Annotated in this window: 18 protein-coding genes; 13 read left to right on the forward strand and 5 right to left on the reverse strand. The window is 66.1% G+C overall.

Going from position 1 to position 22,571, the window contains the following annotated elements; all coding sequences use genetic code 11:
* Window positions 1–93: 93 nt before the first annotated feature.
* From D1F64_RS23375 to D1F64_RS12285, 12 genes are all read left to right on the forward strand, one after another.
* Window positions 94–1,440 (forward strand): hypothetical protein, encoded by a 1,347-nt coding sequence (locus tag D1F64_RS23375; protein ID WP_162901507.1) that lies wholly within the window; start codon window positions 94–96, stop codon window positions 1,438–1,440.
* Window positions 1,368–1,886, forward strand: a complete 519-nt coding sequence (locus D1F64_RS12235) for a serine protease (RefSeq protein ID WP_162901508.1) — start codon at window positions 1,368–1,370, stop codon at window positions 1,884–1,886. The genes D1F64_RS23375 and D1F64_RS12235 overlap by 73 nt, the downstream gene beginning before the upstream one ends.
* Window positions 1,883–2,425 carry a hypothetical protein gene (locus D1F64_RS12240; RefSeq protein ID WP_117412679.1) on the forward strand — a complete coding sequence of 181 codons (543 nt, stop codon included), beginning with the start codon at window positions 1,883–1,885 and terminating at the stop codon, window positions 2,423–2,425. Before D1F64_RS12235 ends, D1F64_RS12240 begins: the two co-directional genes overlap by 4 nt.
* The gene (locus D1F64_RS12245) at window positions 2,422–3,783 is read left to right on the forward strand and encodes a hypothetical protein (protein ID WP_162901509.1); all 1,362 of its coding nucleotides are present in this window, start codon (window positions 2,422–2,424) and stop codon (window positions 3,781–3,783) included. Before D1F64_RS12240 ends, D1F64_RS12245 begins: the two co-directional genes overlap by 4 nt.
* 100 nt (window positions 3,784–3,883) lie before the next feature.
* On the forward strand, window positions 3,884–7,000 hold the full coding sequence (locus D1F64_RS12250) for a virulence factor SrfB (protein ID WP_117412681.1): 3,117 nt from the start codon (window positions 3,884–3,886) through the stop codon (window positions 6,998–7,000).
* 131 nt (window positions 7,001–7,131) lie between these two features.
* Window positions 7,132–9,828: a virulence factor SrfC family protein gene (locus D1F64_RS12255; RefSeq protein WP_117412682.1), complete on the forward strand. Its 2,697-nt coding sequence runs from the start codon at window positions 7,132–7,134 to the stop codon at window positions 9,826–9,828.
* Window positions 9,829–9,831: 3 nt separating this feature from the next.
* Window positions 9,832–10,413, forward strand: coding sequence for a hypothetical protein (locus tag D1F64_RS12260; RefSeq protein WP_117412683.1), 582 nt, complete (start codon window positions 9,832–9,834; stop codon window positions 10,411–10,413).
* An 80-nt stretch (window positions 10,414–10,493) separates the two neighbouring features.
* The gene (locus D1F64_RS12265) at window positions 10,494–10,904 is read left to right on the forward strand and encodes a hypothetical protein (RefSeq protein ID WP_117412684.1); all 411 of its coding nucleotides are present in this window, start codon (window positions 10,494–10,496) and stop codon (window positions 10,902–10,904) included.
* A complete protein-coding gene (locus D1F64_RS12270) occupies window positions 10,901–12,877 on the forward strand; it encodes a vWA domain-containing protein (RefSeq protein ID WP_162901510.1) in 1,977 nt (658 codons plus the stop codon). Before D1F64_RS12265 ends, D1F64_RS12270 begins: the two co-directional genes overlap by 4 nt.
* Window positions 12,878–12,889: 12 nt before the next feature.
* Complete coding sequence (locus D1F64_RS12275; RefSeq protein WP_117412686.1) at window positions 12,890–13,672, forward strand: ABC transporter ATP-binding protein; 783 nt, start codon at window positions 12,890–12,892, stop codon at window positions 13,670–13,672.
* Entirely contained in the window at window positions 13,669–14,868 is a 1,200-nt protein-coding gene (locus D1F64_RS12280) for an FtsX-like permease family protein (protein WP_117412687.1), read from the forward strand. Before D1F64_RS12275 ends, D1F64_RS12280 begins: the two co-directional genes overlap by 4 nt.
* On the forward strand, window positions 14,861–16,429 hold the full coding sequence (locus tag D1F64_RS12285; RefSeq protein WP_117412688.1) for an SUMF1/EgtB/PvdO family nonheme iron enzyme: 1,569 nt from the start codon (window positions 14,861–14,863) through the stop codon (window positions 16,427–16,429). Before D1F64_RS12280 ends, D1F64_RS12285 begins: the two co-directional genes overlap by 8 nt.
* An 11-nt stretch (window positions 16,430–16,440) precedes the next feature.
* Here D1F64_RS12285 and D1F64_RS25095 read toward each other — a convergent pair whose 3' ends face one another.
* The 4 genes from D1F64_RS25095 to D1F64_RS24595 all read right to left on the reverse strand — a co-directional run bounded on the left by D1F64_RS25095 (window position 16,441) and on the right by D1F64_RS24595 (window position 19,260).
* Entirely contained in the window at window positions 16,441–16,722 is a 282-nt protein-coding gene (locus D1F64_RS25095) for a hypothetical protein (RefSeq protein ID WP_117412689.1), read from the reverse strand.
* The gene (locus tag D1F64_RS25100; protein WP_117412690.1) at window positions 16,722–17,801 is read right to left on the reverse strand and encodes a glycoside hydrolase family 3 N-terminal domain-containing protein; all 1,080 of its coding nucleotides are present in this window, start codon (window positions 17,799–17,801) and stop codon (window positions 16,722–16,724) included. The genes D1F64_RS25095 and D1F64_RS25100 overlap by 1 nt, the downstream gene beginning before the upstream one ends.
* A 548-nt stretch (window positions 17,802–18,349) precedes the next feature.
* A complete protein-coding gene (locus D1F64_RS24590) occupies window positions 18,350–18,559 on the reverse strand; it encodes a PAN domain-containing protein (protein WP_248304441.1) in 210 nt (69 codons plus the stop codon).
* A 143-nt stretch (window positions 18,560–18,702) separates the two neighbouring features.
* On the reverse strand, window positions 18,703–19,260 hold the full coding sequence (locus tag D1F64_RS24595; RefSeq protein WP_248304442.1) for a PAN domain-containing protein: 558 nt from the start codon (window positions 19,258–19,260) through the stop codon (window positions 18,703–18,705).
* Between the two features lie 558 nt (window positions 19,261–19,818).
* Here D1F64_RS24595 and D1F64_RS12310 point away from each other — a divergent pair.
* Window positions 19,819–21,024: a peptidoglycan-binding domain-containing protein gene (locus D1F64_RS12310; protein ID WP_117412692.1), complete on the forward strand. Its 1,206-nt coding sequence runs from the start codon at window positions 19,819–19,821 to the stop codon at window positions 21,022–21,024.
* 223 nt (window positions 21,025–21,247) lie between these two features.
* On the opposite strand, the gene D1F64_RS12315 is transcribed toward D1F64_RS12310, so the two are convergent.
* A complete protein-coding gene (locus D1F64_RS12315) occupies window positions 21,248–22,444 on the reverse strand; it encodes an OsmC family protein (RefSeq protein ID WP_117412693.1) in 1,197 nt (398 codons plus the stop codon).
* Window positions 22,445–22,571: the final 127 nt, after the last annotated feature.

Here is a 22,571-nt window from a genome sequence, read left to right on the forward strand (position 1 = left end):
TTGGGCCCCCATTTTTAAATTGACGCAACGGGGCTTTGTTGAAATCATGCCTCTGTAGTTTTCCTGAGGCCGGGCACGGGCGCATCATTTTTCATGATCGGTTCGAAGCATATTTTCATCATCGGAAGCTGCAAGGCATCCGGTGCCGCCCTCACCACGATCAATGGCGTGGAAGCGGTTTCGATCTTTCCCGAGGCGGCAGAAGCCCTGTACGAAGCCGGCGGCGGCGAGGCGGCGTCGCTCTTCGCGCTGCCCGAGCGCGTGGTCAGGCCGGACGCCGGCATCGATACGATCACCTGGTACACGGATGTATCGGGCACGCCCGCGCCGCTCGCGAGCCTTCCCGCAGCCGAGCAGCTGACCGCCACCGCCCGGCTCGAGGTCATCCTGCGCCGGCTGGCCGAAACGCGCTCGCCGGCAGTGCAAGGATTCCTGCGCGCCGCCCTCAATGTGCTGACGCCCGAATCCCTGCATGTCGTCAGCGGCCAGCCTGTAATCATCAACTGGGGTATGGTGCCGGAAGCCGCCGCCGCGGACTCCGACAGCCATGCCGCACATGTCGCGGCGACGGTCGGGCCCTATCTTCCCCCGTCGATCCGGCCGGAGCTGGCCGTGGACGAACCCGCCTTTGCGACGCCGCAGGACGGCGCCGGTGCTGCCGGCGTGGCAACGGCTGCCGTGGCGGGCGCCGCCGTGCTGACCGGAGCGGCCACTGCGGCCGCAGCCGAAGGATCCGCCGAAGGATCCGATGAGACGTCCGGCGACGCGCAGGACGCCGATGCCCTGCCCTCCGACAGCTATGGCACGGCGGACGCGGATGCCGTTGAGCCGGCCGGTCCCGGTGGGGAGACGCACCGCGAAACAACCGTCGTCGATGGCGCGCCGGCCCATGTGGCCGTGGAGCGGCCGTCCGTCTGGCGGGACAGCGCCTTCGCCACGCTGATCGGGCTCGTGGTGCTGCTGCTGCTGTTCGTGGTCTATGCGCTGTGGCCGGGCAATCTCATCTACCCGCAGCCGGCGCGCAGCGCGCGCATCACCGATGATGATGCCCTTGCCGCGCGGCGCCAGATCAACCGCTCGCTGCGCGAGCAGATAACCGAATTGCAGGACCTGTCCGACGAGGATGTCTGCCGCCTCGCCCCGGGTGTTCTGGAAACCGGACTGCGGGTGCCGCCCGTCGGCCCGACGGCACCGATCCAGCCGACGCCGGGGACCGGCATGCCCCCGCGGTTGCGGAGGCGACCCCGCCAGACGGGACCGCGCTGCCCGATGCCACGCAGCCCGCTCCGCGCACTGAGGCGGCCCCTGGGGACGGCAGCCACCACCTGGACAATACCGAGCTGCTGGAACGGCTCGAACAAGCCACCGTGTTTGTCGTCGGCTCGACGCCGGACGGCGTATCGACCGGCAGCGGCTTCTTCGTCACGTCCCGTCACGTGATCACCAATTTCCACGTGATCGAGAACGTTCGCGACGGCAAGATCGTGGTCTCCAACGGCACGCTGTCGAGCCCCAAGCCGGTCCGCATCGTCAATCGCTCGGCGAGTTCGGATATTGGCAGCGACGATTTCGCGCTTCTGGAACTGGCAGAGCCCGCCACGGGCATCGTGCCCGTGGCGCTGACGCCGCACAGCGAGCGGCTGACGCCGGTCGTGGCGGCGGGGTACCCCTCGTTCATCATCTCGAGCGACCAGAATTTTGTCGCCTCCTTCCGCGGCGGCGACATGAGCCGTCTGCGCAACATCAGCCTGGCGGTCACAACCGGCAGTATCACGGCCGAGCAGCAAGGCGCCAACGGCATCCGGCTGCTCGCCCACTCGGCAACCATATCCCGGGCAACAGCGGCGGACCGCTGGCCGATCTCTGCGGCCGCATCGTCGGCGTGAACACGTTTACGAGAACCGACAGCCAGAACGCGCTGCGGCTCAACTTCGCCCTGGGGGCATCGGACCTCCTGGCCTTCCTCCAGCGCAGCAACATCGACGTTGCCGTCCAGCCCAACGCCTGCTCGGCACGCCCGGCTGCCGTGGCGGCGGCTCCGCCCACCGTTCCCGATACGCCGCCGGCCGCCGCTGCCGTGCCGGATGCTTCCGCATCGCCGGTCACCACGGCCGAACCGGACGCGGTCCCGAACGCCACTGCGCCTGAGGCCCCCTCCGCGCCGGAAGCCGCGTTGCCGGCACCGGAGGCCGATGGCTTGCCGGATCCGGCGGCGACCGACATGCAGGCGCCCGATGATGCCGCCGCCGCGCCGAATGCGGCGGCCACCCCACCCGGTCCGCAAGCCGACTCTGACGCCGAACCGGACGAGGCGCCGGCGAGCCCGCTGCCGAGCACCCCGCTCGGACCGGGACTGGTCGCGCCGGACTCGGTTCCGCCGCCGCCGCCGTTCGATCCCTCGGCCGCAGGAGGGACGGGCCAATGAGTGTCTTTGTGACCCGGACCCCGACCTCGGGCATGCGCGCCATCGGAAGCGTCGCCGAGCGCTCGCAGTCGCGCATCGCCTCGATCCTGTCGCGGCATTTCTCTGACGACTACGCGGCGCTGCTGGCCGAACCGGTGCCGTCGCAGGACGGCAGCGGCATCGACTGGTTCGTCGACACGGACGAAGACGTGCGGCCGATCTCGGCGCTGCCGGCCGATCAGGCGCAGGCGGTGCGCGACAGGCTCGAGGAGATGATCGCCAACATCCAGGCGGAAATCGATCGTATCGAGAGCAGCGGCACCGCCAACCGGGAAGCGCTGGCCACGGCCCTGCGCAACGCCATCACCATTCCCGGAGAGGACTATATCTGGGCCATCGGCAGTGCTGAGAGCGGGTTCCAGCCGCTGCTGGTCGGTTGGGGCCACACCTCGCACGAGGCCAGCGCCACCGGACCCTTCGAGATCACCGCACGGGGACAGACATTGCGCCGTCCCCGCCCCGGCCCGCGGCGGCGATCCGCCGATGCCGAGCAACCGCCGGCGCCGCCTGTCGCCGGCGAGGTCGCGGCTGCCGCAGCGGCCCGTGCAGCGCCGCCCGCCGCGGCAAGCGTGGCGGCCTCCACGGTCCACAGCGTGCCTTTCGTCTACGTGCGCGAGAGCGGCGGCTTCTGGCGCCGCTGGCTACTGCCGATCCTTCTCGCGCTCGCCTTCCTGCTGATGCTGATGCTGCTTGTGAGCTATCTATTGCCGGCCTGCGGCTTGCGTACGCCCTTCGGCAACATCGTCTTTGGCTGGACGGGCCGGGCCGCCTGCATCCAGACGGTCAACACCCAGCTTGAGGACACCACGCTGCAGACCATCGCGATCGAACGCGAACTCGGCGTGCTGCGGGAGAATTTCGAGCGCCGCCGCCTCGCCTGTGTTCCGCCGGAGCCGATTACAGATCCCGAGCCGGTCGTGGAGCCGCCGCGGGACGATTTCGAGATCGAACAGCGCGGCGAGGCCCAGGTCACACTGCAATGGGGCAACGTCGACGATCTCGATCTGTCCGTCGTCTGCCCCAACGGCCAGGTGATCAACTACCGTTCCCGCCAGGGGTGCGGCGGCACGCTCGACATCGACGCGAACGCCAACAACGGCACTCTGCGCAATCCGCCGGGCGAGAACATCACGTTTGAAAACGGGCTCCAGGATCCCGGCGAATACCGGATCCGGGTCACCCACTTCAAGACGCGTACGCGGCGCTACCCCGTGCGGTTCCGGGTGCGCATCCGCGATGGCAACGGCGAGCCCCGGTTCGTCGAGGGGCAGCTCGATCGTCCACAGCAGACCGTCGAGGTCGGCACATTGCAGCGGTAACGGGGGCGAGCGCCGGCAATGACGCCGGTGACGGAGCGGCCATCGGAAGCGACAATCGAAGGGGCGCCGGACAGCGGGCGTAACGGGAGAGATTTCAGACGTGTTGAACAAACTGGTCGATCTGGGCGAGGCTTTCACCTTGACGCCCCAAAGCGGCATCCAATTTGTCGAATACGGGTTCGACATGGCCGCGACGCCGCGTTTCGCCCGTTCGTTCATCGAGCGTCCGATCCCCGACACCCTTGATGAAAGCGGCAAGCAGCGCTATCGCCTGCTGCCCAACTGGAACGACGACTATCCCGACGCCGATCCGCCCTACGCGCCGGAAGCCGGCGACGAGGAATATGACGTCACCAAGGACCAGGCGGTTCGCTTCTTCCTCAACAAGTGGATTCCGGTCCCCTTCCTGAAGATCGAGCCGGGAACCGACGAACTGAAGAACGAGCGCCACGCCGCCGGCCCCATGGACTGGGTCCGCGCCCGGATCGTCGAGACCAGGAATACCTACGGCGACACGGAATTCACCCACCGCGTCATATTCGCCTTCGACACGGCGCTGGTCGAACAGCGCCCGAACCAGCCGTATCTCGGCCTGAGCCCCGACGACTCCCGCCAAAGCGAGTCATTCCGGTTCGTCCACCGGCTGCGCGACATCGCCGCGTTCCTGTCGAACAGGATCGAACGCCCTGGCGACACGGAGCCGGTCGAGACCCAGGCGTGGCTGATCAACTGGCTGCACAGCCTGCACCACGACTTCAAGAAAGCGCGCTATCCCAACCGCGCCTTGCGCGACGACGATTTCCCCTACGCGCTCGAGCATGTCGCGCTGTTCATGACCTTCATCGGCTTTCTCGCGAACACCCTCAGGCCGGCCAAGGTGACCCTGGTCGACACGGTGAGCGCGGATCCCGATCTCAAGCCCATCGACGTGGATCTGGTACTCGACATCGGCAACGCACGGTCCTGCGGCCTCCTCATCCAGTCGTTCCCCAACGACGAAACGACCGACCTCAACCGGTCGCTGGTTCTGGAACTGCGCAACCTGTCGCGCCCCGAGCTTGTCTACCGCGATCCGTTCGAGAGCCTCGTGGAGCTGGTTCCGGCCGAATTCGGGCCTGAACAGTTCGCGCGCATGTCCACACGCAGCCGCGCCTTCTTCTGGCCCAGCGTCGTGCGCACCGGGCCGGAAGCCGCCCAGTTCCGCGAGGATGCGGAGGGAACCGAGGCGACCACCGGGCTTTCCTCGCCCAAACGGTACCTGTGGGACGTCGACCCGGTGATGCAGAACTGGAGTTTCCGCGACAGCAGCGACACCGATCCCGGAACGTCGCGCGCCAGCGCCGCGCCCTTGATCGAGCGCTCCCTCTACAAATTTGTGAACAATCGCGGCGATGTGCTTGAGCAGCTCGAAGAAGACATCTCCCGGCTTCGACTGAAAGTGTTGCCGGAGGATCGCGAAAGCGCGGACAGTTTCCGGTTCTCGCGCTCGTCCTTCTTCACCTTCATGCTGCTGGAGCTGCTCGCCCAGGCGATGATGATGATCAACAACCCCGCGGTGCGGCGGCGCGACCGCGAGAAGGATTCGCCGCGGGTCCTGCGGCGGATCATCATGACGATCCCCAGCGCCACGCCGGTGCAGGAACAGCGCATCATCCGCACCCGCACGGAAGCCGCAATCAAGCTGATGTGGTCGCTGATGGGCTGGACGGCGGAGACACCGGGCGCACCGCCCATGCCCCTGGTGCACACATCCTGGGACGAGGCGAGTTCCGTCCAGCTCGTCTATCTCTACGGCGAGATCACCCAGAAGCTCGGCGGCTCGATTGAGTCCTTCTTCGACATCCTCGGCAAGCCGAGGATCAAGATGGATCACACCGGCAAGCAGGTGGGCGCGGCCCCGGAAAAAAGCCTGCGCATCGCCAGCGTGGACGTCGGCGGCGGTACGACCGACCTGATGATCACCACCTATTTCCAGCAGGACAACCGGGCCATCACGCCCGTGCAGAATTTCCGCGAGGGCTTCCGCCGCGCCGGCGACGACTTGTTGAAGCTCGTCGTCGAGCGGGCGGTCATCCCCGCCATCGAGGCGCATCTGAAGAGCTGCGGCCTGATGGGCGCGCGCGACTTCCTGCGCGAGCGCTTCACCGACAGTCCGGGAATGGACGAGATCGACAAGCACCTGCGCCGGCAGTTCGTCCTGCGCGTGCTGCGCCCGGTCGCTCTCGGCATCCTGTCGATCTGCGAAGAAGAGGAAAGCGTCGGCCGGACCACGGTGGAGCGCGGCTTCGCGTCCTTCTTCAACGAGGACGACGCGCGCCTGTTCAGTCCCAGCCGCACCCGCGACTATCTCGAGCGCGAAGCGGCCTCCCTGGGGGCGGAGAACTTCGCGCTCAGCGATGTCGTCGTGCAGATCAATCCTGACGTCATCACCGAATGCATCGGCGCGGCCTTCGAGAAAATCTTCTCCAACATTTCCGAGGCCATCTACAAGTTCGACGTCGACACGGTGCTGCTCACCGGCCGTCCGACCTGCCTGCCCGGCGTCATCGGGTTATTCCGCAATCAGCTTTCCGTCCCCGTGGACAGGATTATTCCGATCCGCGACTACCGCGTCGGCAACTGGTACCCGTTCCGGCAGCGCGCGCGCAGCCTGATTGCGGATCCCAAGACAACGGCGGTGGTGGGCGGCATGCTGTGTGCGCTGACGGCCGGTCAGCTCACGAATTTCACCCTTTACACCGACGGGCTGGTGATGCGCTCGACCGCCAGGTTCATCGGCGAAATGGAGGGCGACGGCGTGGTCACCGACGAGCGGTTGTTCTTCTCGGACGTCGATCTGGACGCCGAGGCAGGCGACGGCATGGAGCATGAGTTCCGCTTCCACACCGCCATCCGTATCGGCTACCGCCAGTTGCCGAGGCCCGACTGGGTGGCGGCGCCGCTTTATCGCCTGCGTTTGAAGCAGACGGGTGCGGAAAGCCGGATCAAGCGGCCGATCGAGGTGACGCTGGAGCGCAAGGAGCTCGACGTCGACGAGGATGCGCCCGATCACCTCATCATGCACAGCGAGGCGACCAGCGAGGAGTTCCGCATCAGCTCAGCGGTCGATCGCGACGGCAAGAACGTCTTGCGGCTGATGGAGCTGAAGCTCGACACCTCGCCGGTGGGATCGGATGGAATATACTGGCTGGATTCAGGCATTCTGACGATTGCCTGAGGCGCATTGCACGACGCTGCCTGCGGCGACCGCACGGACGGGCTTGGGCTCGATGACGCGGGCCGGCGGGCGCGACAGGGACACACGAGGGGAACCGTCATGTTTCGGCGGCACGAACCAGGGGCAACCACATGACTGATTGGCACACGCTCTGCGACGAGACGCTGGATGCCGCACGCCGTGGCATTTCCTGGGTCAATGACGAGGAAAACCAGAAGGTCGTCGGTCTCGAGCGCAAGGTCATCGACCGACGGCTGAGGCAGTTGACCACCGAGGTTTCGAAGATCGGCAAGGCCGTGGACCGGCCGATGTGCGTGGGCGTCTTCGGTCCCAGCCAGGCGGGCAAGTCCTATCTGGTCTCGGTGCTCGCGCGCAAGGGCGAGGACCCGCTGATGGCCCGCTTCGCCGGGCACAAGGACGTGGATTTCATCTCCGAGATCAACCCGGGCGGCGAGCGCGAATCCACGGGCATCGTTACCCGATTCTCGCTGCGGCAGCTGCCGTCGCCGGAGGGTTACCCGGTGTGCCTGCGCCTGCTGTCGGAGATTGACATCGTCAAGATCCTCGGCAATTCGTTCTTCATGGACGGAGATCCGCGCAAGCTGGGCGCCATCGAGCCGGACGAGCTCTCCGACGCGCTCAACCGCGGCCGGTCGAGGATGGCCGACCAGCCGAAAAGCGAAAACCAGCTGGTCACGGAAGACATCTGGGATCTGCAGAACTATTTCGAGAAGAGTTTCGACGGCGCCCGCGCGCTCGAAGCGCTGCGCGGATTCTGGGACGAGGCGAGCGTGATCGCGCCGAAACTGTCCATCGCCGATCGGGGCGCCCTGTTCTCCGTGCTGTGGGGCGGGATCGAGGAATTCACGGCGATCTATCTGCAGGCGACGCGGGCGCTGGCGCAGCTCGGCTTCGCGGCCGACGCCTTCAGCCCGATTTCGGCGCTGCTGCCGCGCACTGAAAGCATCATCGACGTGCAGACGCTGGGCGGCATCGGCAAGCCAGACCAGGCCATGCTGGAGATCCGCTCGTTTGACGGCGCGCCGATCTCCCTGCCCCGCCCCATGGTCACGGCCCTGGTCGCGGAGTTGCACATCACGATCACCGAGAAGCCGTGGGCATTCTTCGACACCACCGACCTGCTTGATTTTCCCGGCGCCCGCGAGCGCCAGAAACTGGACCTGCGCACCTACGTGAAGGAAGAGGGCAAGGACCCCCTCAAGGAGCTGCTGGTGCGCGGCAAGGTCGCCTATCTGTTCGACCGCTATGTCGCCGAGCAGGAACTGACCAGCATGCTGCTTTGCGTGCGGCCCTCCAACCAGGACGTGGTGACCCTGCCGGACATGATCGACAACTGGATTTCGGTCACCCACGGCCCCACGGCCCAGGACCGCGTCGGCAAGACCGTCGTGCTGTTTCTGATGCTGACATGGTTCGACACCCATTTCGTCGAGAAGGCGGGCGAGGAAGGTCAGGATCCGGGCGAGCGGTTCAAGGCGCGCCTGTTCTCCTCCATCGAGAGCTTTTTCGGCAAGAGCCATGCCTGGCCCGAGGAATGGACGCCGGGCCAGGCGTTCAACAACTGCTTCTGGCTGCGCAATCCAGGCATCAAGTCCGAATTCATGATCGAATACGAGGGCCGCAGCGAGAAGGCGATCCTGCCGCAGAAGCAGGCCTATATCGACAGCCTGCGCGAGGGCTACCTGAAGCAGCCGTCGGTCCAGAAATTCTTCAAGGACCCGGCAAAGGCCTTCGATGAGGCCTTACGGCTGAACGACGGCGGCGTCAGCTTCCTGGCCGATCAGCTGGCGCCGGTGTGCCATCCGCAACTCAAGGAAGAGCAGATCGCGGGCCGGCTCGGCAAGCTGCGCGAGGATCTCGCCGCTGCGCTTGCGCCCTTCTACGTCGACAGCGACATCGAAAAGCGGCTGAAGGAGCGCGTTCTCGTCAGCCAGACGATCCTGCGCCACATCCAGCGCCTGGCGCAGGAGCGCCGCTTCGCCGATCTCCTCGCCTCGATGCAGATCACGCAACAGGGGTTTGCCAGCGTCATTCACGATGCGTTCAACCGCCGCGCCTCCAACGGCCATGACGACGAAGCCGACGAGGCCCCTCCCGTGCAGGAGGCTGCGGTCCCCGATCTTCCGCCCCTGCCCGGCCTGCCGCCCATCCCCGGCATGGACGCCGCCCCGGCGCCCACACCGACTGCGAAGAAGCCGGCGAATGGCGGCCGCTCCGTCCAGACGGCGGACGAGTTTCTTGCCTCGGCGGCGGTCGAGCACTGGCTGAACGTGCTGTACACCTCGGCGGATGGCGGCCATCTCGCGCGCTTCTTCCGCGGCGACCCGAAGCTGGCGCAAGAACTGGTGAGCGAGGTCTCTGCCGCCGCCGTGCGCAAGGATCTGGTGGACGACGTGGCGGCGATGATCAAGCGGCTGTCGGGCAGCATCAGCGAGGACATCGATCTGTATCTGGAAAAGGCGACCTTCGCGGCCGCCGCGGTGATCAACCGCTTCGTCAGCCATTTCGGCTTCGACGCGATGCCGGAGAACGAGCGCCCGAGCGCGCCGGGCGAAGGCGGTGCGCAGCGGCCGATCTTCGTGCCTCGGCAGGCGGCCAATTCGGCGGCGCAGATGTCCCTGAATGCCGTTCGTTTTGACTACGAGGCGCTGGCGGACTGGATGTACGCGCTGCACGCGACGGTGGAGGCGAACGCCAAATCCACCGACGGGCTGAACGTCAACGTCGAACAGAACATCAAGGTCGGCGCGATTCTGGAAACCCTGAACAAGACGCTTCCCGGCGTTGGCACGCGGAGCCTCGGATAGCTCATGGGCAAGATCAGCGTACGCGAAGAGGCGGCCGGAACGCCGGGATTTGTGGAAATCGCCATCGCCGGCCCCGCGAGCGGGGTCGCCGGCGTCACGATCAAGCAGCGCCACGGCGACAAGCCGTTTCTCGGCCAGGATGGCTGGCAGGGGCAACCGGCCGTGCTCGCCCCGGTGCGGGTGACGGAAGGCGAGCGCGAAACCGTGCTGCTCTACGGGCCCGCGGTGACGCAGAACTTGGTGCTCGACCAGGACGTGACCGTGCAGCTTCCCGATGGCACCAGCGAACGCCATTTCTGGCCGCATATCGCCGATGCGCTCGGGGGCGCGACCGTCGACCTCGGCATCCCGCGCGCCGCCTCTCCGGTCACCGGCAGCGGGTCGGGCCCCAACAGGCCGCCGGTGGGTCCCGGTCCGCCTGTCGGGGACCCGCCCATTGACCCGCCGCTCACGCTCCCGGTCGAGCCGCGGCCTCGCAAGCACCTCTGGCTCGGGCTGCTCCTGGCCGGGCTGTTGCTGCTCGCCGCGGGCATCACCGCCTATTTCCTGCGCGACAGGCTCTGGCCCCGGTCGAGCAGACCGTAATCTCGCCGACTCCCGTCCCGGAAACCGTCGCGGAGCCGGAACCGCCAGCGCAGCCAAGCTTTGCCCAGCGTTACGAGACCTTGCGCGACGGCGGAACCAATGCGGACGAGTTGCACGCGCTGGCCGTCGAAGCCGCGGCGGCCGACGACGACGACATCGGCTTCCGCGCCATGACGCTCGCGGCCGAACGTGGGTCGGCCGAGGCCAGCCTGCAGGTCGGGAAATGGTACGATCCGGGCATCAGGGAGGGCAGCCCCTTCCCCATTCCGGATCCCTCGGCCGCAGCCCGCCACTATCTGGCGGCGGAAGAGACGGGCTCCGAGGAAGCCGGCCCGCTGCGGCGCAAGCTGTGCGAGCTCGCGGAACAGGCCCGGATGCGGACCGGGTTCATTTCGAAACATTCTCGACTGATACTTATTGCAGGTAAACGGGTGTCGCGCGGACACCGAGACATTGGGCCGACATGCTGGAACAGGTACGAAACGTCATGACGAGTCACAACGCGGCGGCGCGGTCCGGCGCAGCCCTGTCCATTTTCGTTCGCGGTGTGCTGACGCTCTTCGCGCTGGTTTGGCTTTTTCCGGGAACGTCCGCGCTTTCGGCGCGCGAGCCGATGCTTATCCCCGGCAAGAGCACGCTTTATGAGCGCATCCTCACGCGTCCGGACGCGGAACTTCACAGCGAGCCCGGTGCGGGAACGCTGATCGACACCCTTCCGGCTTTCGAAATCTTCTACGTCTGGGACGACAAGGACATCGACGGCCAGCGGTATCTGGAAGTCGGCCGCAGCTCGAGCCAGGGCCCCGAGGGCTGGATGGCCAAGGAACGCACCATTCCATGGCGCCAGTCAATCGTCGTGGGGTTCAACAACCCCGCCAACCGCGAGCGCACACTGATCTACCGCAGCCGTCCCGAGTTCGAGGCCCTGTTCGAGCACGAGAACATCGCTGCGGTGCTTGAAGAACTGCGCGCCGGCGCCATCGCAGGCGGACTCCGGCCAGAGGATCCCGTCGTCTCGATCGAGCCAGAGAACTACGTCGACATCACCTCGCAGCTCTACATCCTGCCGATCCTCGAGGCGCATGAGTTTCGCATGCCGACGACGCGCATCCGCTCGAAACTGCTGCGGATCGCCTCCCTGCCCAAGAACCGGCCCGTGCCGAAGCGGTCGGTCGACCGGGACGAGGCCCTGCGCAACTTCAAGGTCGGCATCACCTTCGTCATCGACACCACCAAGTCGATGGATCCCTACATCCAGGCGGTGCGCAAGGCGATCGAGCGGTTCAGCGCGCTGATCGCCGACAATCCGGAGGGCGAGCGGTTCCGATTCGGCCTCGTCGGTTTCCGCGACAACACCGAGCTGGTGCCGGAGCTCGAGTATGTCACCAAGGTATTCCTGCCGCTCAATGAGGACTCCACGCCCGACAAGTTCCTCGAGGCCATCACCCACATGGAGCCGGCCACCTCCAACAGCAGCGGCTTCAACGAGGATGCGATCGCCGGGGTCCAGACCGCATTGAATGACGAGTCCATGAACTGGGACACGTTTGGCGGCCGCTACATCATTCTGGTGACCGACGCCGGTCCCCGGGAATCTGGTGACGCCGCCGCCTATGGGGCGCTCGCCGTTTCCGAGGTGCAGCAGCGCGCCGAGGAAGAGAAAGTCAGCATCTTCACCATGCACCTGAAAACCGCGTCGGGGCGCTTCGACCACACGCCGGCCGAGGCCGCCTATCGCGCTCTCTCCCAGTTCCAGGGAAATCAGAGTTATTTCGGCGCCGACGGAGGCGACGCGGCGACCCTGGAACGGCGCATCTCGGACCTAGCGACCTCGCTGACCGGCCAGGTTCAGGTGGCGATGGACGGCGAACTCGCCGAAATCACCGAAGAAGACGAGACCACGGCGGAGGGCCAGGCCCAGCGCATCGGCCGGGCCATGCTGCTTGCCTATCTTGGCCGCACCGAGGAGACGGCCGTCCCCGAGATCTTTGAAGGCTGGGTGACGGATCGCGACCCGATCGACCGCCGCGCGCATCCACTGCAGCCGTTCCTGCTGATCACCCGCAATCAGCTGTCAACGCTGCACGACGTGATGGAAGAGGCCATAGAGCTGGGCCTGCGCACGGTCAGCAACGAAGGCGACGGCGATTTCTTCACCAACCTGCGCGAGGCGGCTGCGAGAATCTCACGCGACCGGCTGGACGTTCGCTCGGCGGGCACGCTGGGCGATCTCATGGGCGAGTATCTCGAGGGACTGCCCTACACCAGCCTCATCGCCAACATCACGCCCGAGGATTGGGCCGGCCGCTCGGCGCCCGAGAAATACGCCGTCGTCGAGCAGATGCGGTCGCGCCTGATCGCCCTGCGCGAGATCCACGACGATGCGGACCGCTGGATCGAACTCGTTCCGGACGTGCCTGACGGCGAGCGCGTGACGCTCGTGCCGCTCAGCCTGATGCCCTAGGCGGGCCGCGGCATGCAACCGGTCGGCAATGCCCGCCCCATTCTCTCCGTCGGTGTCGCCATGCGCAGGCTTAGCGATACCCAGCGTGTCTCCGAGATCACCATCGCGGACACGCACCTGTATCCGGGCAAATGTTACGCGCTGGTCGGCGAGAGCGGGGTCGGAAAGACCACGGCGTTGGAAATGCTGGCGCTGGCGCAGCGCCCGGATCGCACCGAGGAGATCTTTCTCGACACCGGCAGCGCGCGCATCGATCTCACGCCGCTGCTCCGCGAGCGGCGGGAGGACAAGCTGACCAGCCTGCGCGCGCTTCATTTCGGCTACATCGTCCAGACCAACCTGCTGTTTCCCTTTCTCAACGTGCGCGAGAACATCCGCTTTTCGCAAAAGCTGGCCAAGGCACCGGACGAGACGCTGATCGACGACCTGATGAGCTGGCTCGAACTCGACAGTCTCGGCGCGGCCCTGCCGCGCGATCTCTCGGGAGGCCAGCGCCAGCGCGTCGCGGTGGCCCGCGCCCTCGCCCACCGGCCCCGGCTGGTGATGGCCGACGAGCCCACCAGCTCCGTCGACGGCGAGATGGCCGCCAAGGTGGTCCGTCTGCTGAAGGAATACGCGCGCATGCAGCAAGCGGCGGTGCTGATCATCACCCACAACGTCTCGCTCGCCAGCGACTTCAAGCTGCCGCGCCTGCTGCTGGCCAGCCGCTCCGCCGACCAGCGCATGGAAACGATGATCACCAACGCACCGGTGGAGGCGCGATCCACACGCAGATCCGGCCGGGTGGTGCCATGATGTTCTATCCGGTCCAGCTTTCCTTCAAGTCGATGCTGCGCAACCCGCTGCCGGTCGTGGTCAGTTGCGTCGGCCTCGCCGCCGTCCTCACGCCTCTGCTGATCCTCTACGGCCTCAAGTCGGGCGTCGTGGAAGGCATGATCGACAATCTGCGCAGCGACCCGGCGTTCCTCCGCGTCGACGTTTCGGGCAACGTGCCGCTGACCGACGCGGATATCGCCGAACTGCGCGCCCGGCCCGAGGTCGGGTTCGTGGTGGGCGCCCCGCGCAGCCTGGCGGCGAAAATGGAATTCGCGCGCAGCGGGAACACGTTCGATCTCGTTGAGGCGGACATCCGGCCGTCGATGGTCGGCGATCCGCTGCTGCCCGAGGGCTTTCCGCCGCTGGAGGCCGGTCAGGTCGGGCTTTCGGAATCGCTGGCGCAGAAGCTGAAGGTCTCGGTGGGGGACACGGTCGTCGCCTCGCGCTACCGCAATTCCGACGACGAGGCGCTGTCTTACGATCTGGAGGTCGCGCTGGTCGTCCCCGCGCGTCTGCTCGGCGGGCTCGAGGCGCTGCTCGACGAGCCGGTCGTCGCGCAGATCGGCGCGTTTTCGGACAATTACGCGGTACCGGAGCGCGGCATTACGGGCACGCCGCTGTCCGAACGCATCGCCCGGCATGACAGCGTCCGCCTGTATGCGGCGTCGATCGAGACAGTCATCGCGCTCGACGCGATCATGTCCGAGCGTGGCTTCAAGGCCAAGAGCAACGCGGCCAACATCACCTGGGTCAAGAGCCTGGAAGCGGTGATGAACGGCATTTTCGCGATCATCACGATCGCCGGAGTGCTCGGCTATCTGGTGTCGCTGATGGCCAACATCGCCTCGACGCTGCGCCAGAGCCGCCAGCAATTGAGCCTGATGCGGCTGCTCGGAATGTCCTCGTTCCAGCTCTCGATGTATCCGATGACCCAGATCTTCCTGATCGCGACGCTGGGCCTGGTGGTGTCGCTCTCCGCGGCCTCCGCGGTCGCGCTGTTCATCAACCAGGTCTACCTGACCGACATGTTCGATGGTCGCATCTGCGACCTGCGCGCGTCGGCGATCGTGGTGGCCATCGCCCTCTCCTATGGCCTCACGCTGACCATCGGGCATCTGCAATTCCAGGGGTTGAAGAAGATCCCGCCTTCGGAGGCGTTGAAGGAACATGCGTGAGACAGTTTTCAGGCGCATCATGCGCACCGCTCTCTCTGCCCTGCTGGGCACGGGCGCGCTGGCGGCGGTCTCCGTCCAGGCGTTGGCGCTGGACGAGGGCTGGAACCCACAGCCGCTCGCGGACGACGTGATCCTGGATCTGCCGTGCGATCAGAAGATCGTTTTCCGGAAGGTGTCGACGCCCCAGTCCGAGGACGACAGCACCGGCGGGGCGGTTCTCGACGACCGGCGCATTCTTCTCGGCTGGCCCAGCGAGGAACAGGGCTTTCTCGACTACACGCGCGCGGCCTTCATTTCCGGCGCCTTCAAGGCCGACGGCAGCCGCTTCTATCTGCTGGCGAAATACGAGACCACAGTGGGGCAATACGCGGCGGTGCGCGGCGAGGCTTGCGCCAGCCCTGCGCACGCGTTCGAGGCCGTCACCGGCGTCAGCTGGTACGACGCGGTGGACTACAGCCGCCGGCTGACGCGCTACCTGCACGAACATGCCGCCGACAGTCTGGAGGCGCTGCTCGGCAGCCGCGCCTTCTACGCAAGGCTGCCCACTGAGGTGGAGTGGGAATATGCGGTGCGCGGGGGAGCCGCGGTGAATCTCACGGATTTCCAGGCGGAACGGTTTCCGATGAGCTCGCGGATCGACAACTACGCCTGGGCCAACCTGTCCTCGGGCGGCTCCGTCAACGAGGTCGGCCTTCTCGATCCCAATCCGATCGGCCTGCACGACATGTATGGCAACGCCTCCGAAATGACGCTCGAGCCCTTCAAGTTGAACAAGGCGGGCCGGCTGCACGGACTTGCGGGCGGCTTCATCGTCAAGGGCGGGTCCTTCCTGTCTGGCGTGGGCGGTCTGCGCTCCGCCATGCGCACGGAGCACCCCTATTTCGATCCGGCAACGGGAAAGGAAAAGACGCTCCGCGACATGGGCTTCCGCCTCGCGATTTCGGGTCCGGCGCTCAGCGACCTGGCCGATTTCAACCGCCTGCGGTCCGAATGGGACAGCGCCGGCCAGAGCCGGCTGCCAGCGGATGAAGATCCGGTCAATCTGTTGTCGCAAATGGAGGAAACCGAGGCCAACCGACAGATCCGCGCCAACATCGCGACGGTGAAGAAGGCAATCCGGCTCGAGAACGCATCCCGCAACGAACGCGAGGACCGGCTCCTGTCGAGCATGCTCATGAACAGCGGCAAGCTGCTGCAATTCATCCGCCATCTGGAGACCGAGATCCGCAGCCGCAAGCTCTTGCTGGCTCCGGAAGCCGCGGCCAGTTTCGACCGGCTCAATCTGATCGTCATGGAGAGCGAGAACGACGAGGCTCAGGGAACCAAGTTCGAGTTCAACAGCTTCAACTCCGATCTGATCGTCCGCATGGTGAACGAGTTCGACCCCGACCGGATCAAGGCACAGGCGGGCGCACTGGTTTCCGAACTGGAGCAGCGTGGCATGCCGGCCCTTGCGGCGTCCGTGCGCCGGTCCGCCGACATCTGCACCCGCCTGGCGCAACAGGAGGATCGCAGCCGCGAAGTCATCCTGGAACTGTCCCTGGCGGGCCTGGATCCGTAACCGCGGGGAATTCAGCCGCCCGCCATGGCCTTGTGGAGCCGCGCGATCCGCCGATTGGCCGCCCCGATCTGGTCGCGCATCTGCGGACTTGAGATGGCCGCGCCGAGGATCGAATCGAGCATCCGCTCGGCGATCGCCGGATCCTTCTCGATCAGGTTCGAGTGGATGATCAGGTCGTCACCGGCGCCGACCGCCAGCGCGAGGGCCTCGTCGAAGGTGAAATTGCGCCGGATGGCGCCCATGTCCATGTCGTCGGTGATCGCGACGGTGCGTGCGCCCAGTGTCGTGCGCATCAGCCCGTTGACGACGGCCGGGGACAGGGATGCCGGCAGGCGCCGCCCCCCGGCGCGCCGTAACGGTCGATGTAGAGATGTCCGATCATCACCGTGTCGATCGCGTGGGCGCGGGCGAGCTGCTGGAACGGCGTCAGTTCCTTCTCGCTCCAGCTGCCGGAAATGTCCACGAACCCCTTGTGGCTGTCGCTGGTGCTCGAACCGTGGCCGGGGAAGTGCTTCACGCTCGTCATCACCCCTGCCTTGCGGTGGGCCTCGACGAAGATCCTGCCGAACCGCGCCACATCCGCGGGATCGGCCGAATAGCTGCGTCCGTAGCGCGCGACGATCGGATTGTTGCGGTTGACGTTGACGTCCAGCACCGGGCCAAAATTCATGTTGAAGCCCCAGGAGCGCAGGTCCAGGGCCATGTCCTGATAGAGCCGTGCCGCGGCACGCTCGGTCATGCCGCCGACCTCGGCCGCCGACGGTCGCTCACGAAATCCCGCGGCGCGGGTGAGACGTTCGATGTGCCCGCCTTCCTGGTCGACCGAGATGATGACCGGGCGGCTGCCGGCCTGGCGGCGGAAATAACCCGTCAGCGCAACGACCTGCTTCTTGCTGACGATGTTGTGCTTGAGGAACATCACGCCGCCCAGCCGTCCGCGCCGGATCAACTCGCCGAGCGCCTGCACGTCGGGGTCCTCGGCCCGGGTGCCCTTGAACCCGACGATCAGCATCGCCCCGATCTGCCGCGACAGGGCCTCGACGTCGAGCGCGCCGCCGGGCGCGGGTTTGGCGAGCGGGCGCGGCACATGGGTCAGCGCCGCCTGTTTCGGAATCGCCGGAACTGCAGCAGTATCGGCGCGACCCGCGCCCCGCAGCGCGGCCTTGGCCATGCCCGGCGGAAGCTCCGGCGGGCCGTCGAAGAGTTCGGGTTCGAAGGGCGTGTCGCCGGTTTGCGACGCGTTGATCAGCGATCCGATGTCTGATCCAGGTCCGGAAGCCGTTCCTGTCTGGGGCGCAGCCGGGTCAGGTTCGTCCGAATAGACGCCGAGCGTTGCGTCGCCGGCGGGAAGAAATCGGGGCTCCGCGGTCACGTCAAAATCAGCGGCCGGTCCGTCCACTGCAGGCGCCGCCTGGCTTGCACCCGGCGCGGCGGCGGCATGTCGCCCTGCACGTCCTGAAAACCCCGAATAATCCGACTGTGCGGTATCCCGGTCGGCGTGGCAGCCTTGACGCTTCCGGTATAGAGGATCGCGCCCGGCCCGCCTGTGTGCCGTCCGCCAGTGCTGACGTCTGGGCCGGCACAAGCGCCGGCAGCGCACACAGCAGCGTTGCGCAGAGAATGCGGCCAATGCGTCGTGCGTCCCTGGCAATGCGGAAATGCGTCACTGTGCCATCCCGATCCCGGGCGCGTTCGAAAACGCCCGATAACTGCGCCTGCCGACCCCGGCGGGTGCTCTGGTACCAGCGGCTGCGACACTCCGCAAAAGGCGCAGTGTTCCGGCCCGTGGAGCAAGGACCGTCTCAAACGCCCATCGTCAACCCGATCCGCAAGAACGATACCATTCGAGGGCATTTTGGTTAATATTCAGTAACCTTTATGAAGTTCTGCGGACGTCCTCCAGCAACCTCCCGTCTGCCTTCACGGCATCTTCACGCCGCTGATGGCTCCAATATAGCGCTTTTGTCTCTCGAAGGATGCTTTCAGGATACAGGTCGGCCCGTAGATCTGGTTGTAGGTAAATGCATTGCACTGCCGGTCGCGGCCGCAAATCTCCGAACACTGCTCCAGCGAGACACCACGATACCGCCGGTAGTCCGCATTCGGGTTGGAGGCGTTCGACAGATCCACGTTCCGGAACGTCCGCATCCCAGCCGGCTGCGGCGCAGCGCGGATGCTGGACGTGTCCGGAACCGACGTCTGGCCGGAGCCCTGGTCCAGCTTGAAGCCGGATATGGATCCGTTGAACCACCTGACGCGGCTGACACCACTTTTCAAGAAACACACCCGCGCTCTCGTGTTGTGGGTATAGGCTTTGCAGTCGTTGCGCCGGGCGCACGCCCGTTCGCATTCGAGCTGGCTGGTGTTTTCGATCCGGGCGATGTCCGCGTGAGGCGCGGCGCTGTTGTCGTAGTCCTTGTTGGCCTCCACCCGAAAGCGCACCGCGGGCGGGCGGGAGCCGCGACCTCCGCTGGGGGCGCCACCGGAATGCGTTTGGAGCGGGTGCCCGACAGGGCGCGGTCGTTTGACCTGCGCCCCGTGACCTCCTCGAAGTGGCGGCATTCGTTGCGCGCGACCAGATAGCTGAACCCGGCGCAGGCGTCATTGTCCTTGCACTTCTGGTAGCAACCCTTCACGTCGATGTCGTTCCAGACCGCGACGCCGCTGCCGAGAAGTTCCCAGTTGTCATAGCGGTAGAGCCGGCCGAGGGCGGCAATCGCCTCGCGGGCCTCGTCGGTGTGGCGGCCGCTCGGATAGCGCACCAGATAGTCGCGATAGCCCGCGACGGTGTTCAGCGTATCCACCTCGCTCCACATCGCGTCGTCGCGCAACTTCTTCTGCCGCGTCCGCACCCGGGGGCGTTGTCGGAGGTGGGGAAGCATTTGAGATAGTGCTCGACCGTCTCGAGACTGTCGGACGTGCCCGCCTCCTCGAGCAGCGCCGTTTCGTCGGTGGGGCAGCGTGTCTGCGCCGATGCCATGCCCGTCAGCCAAACCATTGCCGTACAGAAACAAACAAAGCCAAACCGCATTCTGTTACCTGATCCTTGCGCCGCGCGCGCCTTGAAGGGTCCGGATCCCCGGGCAATCGAATCCGCGCCGTGTCACGGCGACAATCACTGTCGAAAGCGTACACCATATAACAGACAAGGGAAAAAATCGCAGCCGCCCCGGCTGACGTGCCCCAAGCGCGCGTCTTGCGCATCCGGGCGGGCGGGACCGGTGGCGCATCCCGTCGATACTCCGCTGTTGCGGCAAGTTGGACCGAATCCCCGACACTGGAGCAACTCACTATATGTCCCGAAACGCACGAGCTTTGCTTGCCTCTATCGTACGGGACCGATACTATAGGGCGAATTTTATACATTGGGTGCGCGGAGCAAGAGCGTCATGCTGATTTCAAAAAAGGCCACTATTGCTGCGGCCATTCTGGCCCTGACCACGGGATCGGCCCATGCGGGCGCTGGCGAGTTCATCGCCGGTGTCGCGGTGGGCGCGATCGGCAAGACCATCATCGATCACGCAACCCGCAACAACAACAATGGCGGACGGCGGCAGAACGTGCGGCGCACGACGCCCCAGGAGTCCGCGGCATCGCGCGCCGAGCGCGCGCGGGTGCGCCAGGAGACCGTCGAGGTCCAGACGCGCCTCGGCATGCTCGGTTTCGATCCGGGTCCGGTCGATGGCGCGATGGGTCGCCAGACCCGCACCGCCATCCGCGAGTTCCAGGCCTCGATCGGCCATCGCGTGACCGGACGGCTGTCTGAAGAGCAGCTCGCGATCCTGTATTCGCGGACGAACGAGCCGGTCAGCCCGACCGAGGCCAACTACCAGATGCCCCCCTCCCCGCCGCCCTATCAGCCGGCGCCGCAGCGGGTTGAACTTCCGGAAAACGCCCCGCGCGACACCTACAACCTGCCGATGCAGGATCCTACATCGGGCCGGACCGCCGATGCGGGAACGTTGACGGACCAGTTTTCCTCCGCGACAATCGACGGCGGCGCCATTGGCGGTGCCACGTTCGAGGGCACGCCGCCGGAGGTGCTCGGGATCCGTCTGGGCGGCGACGCGCCGGGCGCGCGCGCCAAGATGGAAGCGGCCGGGTTCAGCGCCTGCACGGAAACGGGACGGCAGCTTACCTGCCAGACGTCGAACGCCGTCCTGAAGGACACCGTGACCCTCGCGTATACGCGCAATGAGGCGGAGACGAAGATCCACACGATCACTCGCACGATCAAGTTCAACCAGCCGGTTGCGCGCGAACATGTGATCGACAAGCTGGCGCAGAGCTACCCCGATCTCATCGACGCTCCGGGCCACCGGCGCTTCGCGTCGCGCGATTGCGCCAGCCTCGCCGGACCTTCGGGCGGCGTGGTGATCGAGGGGATCATGAGCTGGAGCAAGCAGAACACGCCGGTGACGCCGAGCATCGGCTCGCTCGCCAGTTCCTGCGGCTACTTCTATTCCTTCGATGTGGCCGATTCCGCCGACGTGGACACCGTCAACATCGCGCTGTTCGAAGGCGCGCCGATCACGGAAGCCATGCAGCAGGAAAGCGGCGCGGCCAATCCGCTCGACCAGCAGGTCCGCTTCTAGAGCAAACGGTGCCGGTAGGCCTTTGGGTCCGCCGGTTGCCATCGCCATTGCCGAACGCGTGTGACCGACCATGCGGGCGCGGCGCTGCGGGCGCATCCCCCTTTCACCTGCCAGTGATCCCGCTCCATGCCAGCCCTGCAGGCGCTCCAGGGTTCCTGTCGTCCCGCAGCATTTACAAGCCCGATGCGGCCGGTGATGCGCATCCCTCTTCCCGGAGCGCGCGCTATCCGGCGCGTGCGGGCTGGGTGATCTTTACCTTGGCTTTCAGCTCCGCCTTGCAGAAGGCGTGCAGGAAGCAGGTCTTCTCCGACATGTCGAGAATGTGCCGCGCGAAGTCGTCGTCCTCGCCGGTGTGCAGATAGACGTGGGTTTCCAGCGGATCTGCCTCGCCGGCCTTGCCGGTCTTCGCCGTGGCGCCGCCGAGTGAGAAATGCGCGTCCTGCACGATGCGGTAGTCGCGCAGATCCTTTTTGGCGATCTTCGCGAAACGCCCGAACTGCGTCATGAAGCAGAAGCCGATTCCGGCGGCGATGTAGCTCGCCGCATCCGGCGCGCGGCCCTTGCCGCCGTCTGCCTCGTCCTCCTCGCACAGATAGGTGAAGATCGAGCCGTGCGGATTGTACAGGTGCTGCTCGATCTGCTTGATGCCGTCGGGCCGCAGGGTGCAGATGCCGCGCACATGCAGCAGGCGGTTCTGCTCGTCCTGGAGGCTGGACTCGGCAAAGCCCTCGGTCTCCTCGGTCATGGGCGTCATCGCGCCCTTGACGATCAGCGTCGACCAGTCCCCATCCGCCGGAACCGCGGCATCGAAACGATCGCCCGGATCGGCCAGCGTTTCGCCATCGACCGGCATGGCGTCGCCGAGTGGAATCTCCGTCCCGTTGTGCGTCAGCGCGAACAGGCTCTCGACGGACTTGCGCATCAGTCCGTTCAGCGGCGAGGCCGCCACCGCGTCGAGCACCAGCGCGTGCAGCGTGTCCGCATCGGCATCCGCGTCGATGACGGCCTCCAGCTCGATGTCCTTGGCGCCGCCGATCATCGTGCCGCGCAGGGCCGAGCCGGTCATCGTGTAATAATTGTCCTGGATCAGCTTGATCGAGCGGATGGCGATGCCGCGGATCTCGGCCAGCGCCAGGATCTCGTTCATGTAGGACGACACCATGCCCGTGGTCAGGAACGACAGCGGGCACGGCGCCTCGTCGAGACCGGCCAGATAGGCGCCCTCGTCGCTCGCCAGACGCCACACCGTTCCCGTGCGGCTGTTGAGCACCAGCGCTTCCTTCTGCATGACCGAGAGCGAGCGCACGGCGAGCCGCACAGCCATGCCCTTGCGCACGTCCGGCGCGTCAAGTCCCACAGCGGAAGGGTTGTTGGCCTTGAAGAACAGCGGCTTGCCGCAATCGATCAGCGGATTGGTCATGGTTCGTCCCTGGTCACATGGGCGCGAGGGATTGCCGTTCGCGCCTTGTTACGGCTGTTGCGCCGCGTTTCCCTGACCGTAGCATCTGGCGCGGCGGCGGCAAGCAGAGCGCGACGACAATTCCAGC

This window comes from Breoghania sp. L-A4 (assembly GCF_003432385.1).
GTDB lineage: Bacteria > Pseudomonadota > Alphaproteobacteria > Rhizobiales > Stappiaceae > Breoghania.

What these genes read in the sequence shown, in the direction of transcription:
- D1F64_RS23375 (WP_162901507.1), top strand. Translation starts at nt 94, where the DNA reads ATGATCGGTTCGAAGCATATTTTCATCATCGGAAGCTGCAAGGCATCC.
- D1F64_RS12245 (WP_162901509.1), top strand. Translation starts at nt 2,422, where the DNA reads ATGAGTGTCTTTGTGACCCGGACCCCGACCTCGGGCATGCGCGCCATC.
- D1F64_RS12255 (WP_117412682.1), top strand. Translation starts at nt 7,132, where the DNA reads ATGACTGATTGGCACACGCTCTGCGACGAGACGCTGGATGCCGCACGC.
- D1F64_RS12260 (WP_117412683.1), top strand. Translation starts at nt 9,832, where the DNA reads ATGGGCAAGATCAGCGTACGCGAAGAGGCGGCCGGAACGCCGGGATTT.
- D1F64_RS12270 (WP_162901510.1), top strand. Translation starts at nt 10,901, where the DNA reads ATGACGAGTCACAACGCGGCGGCGCGGTCCGGCGCAGCCCTGTCCATT.
- D1F64_RS12275 (WP_117412686.1), top strand. Translation starts at nt 12,890, where the DNA reads ATGCAACCGGTCGGCAATGCCCGCCCCATTCTCTCCGTCGGTGTCGCC.
- D1F64_RS12280 (WP_117412687.1), top strand. Translation starts at nt 13,669, where the DNA reads ATGATGTTCTATCCGGTCCAGCTTTCCTTCAAGTCGATGCTGCGCAAC.
- D1F64_RS12285 (WP_117412688.1), top strand. Translation starts at nt 14,861, where the DNA reads ATGCGTGAGACAGTTTTCAGGCGCATCATGCGCACCGCTCTCTCTGCC.
- D1F64_RS25095 (WP_117412689.1), bottom strand. Translation starts at nt 16,722, where the DNA reads ATGCGCACGACACTGGGCGCACGCACCGTCGCGATCACCGACGACATG.
- D1F64_RS12310 (WP_117412692.1), top strand. Translation starts at nt 19,819, where the DNA reads ATGCTGATTTCAAAAAAGGCCACTATTGCTGCGGCCATTCTGGCCCTG.
- D1F64_RS12315 (WP_117412693.1), bottom strand. Translation starts at nt 22,444, where the DNA reads ATGACCAATCCGCTGATCGATTGCGGCAAGCCGCTGTTCTTCAAGGCC.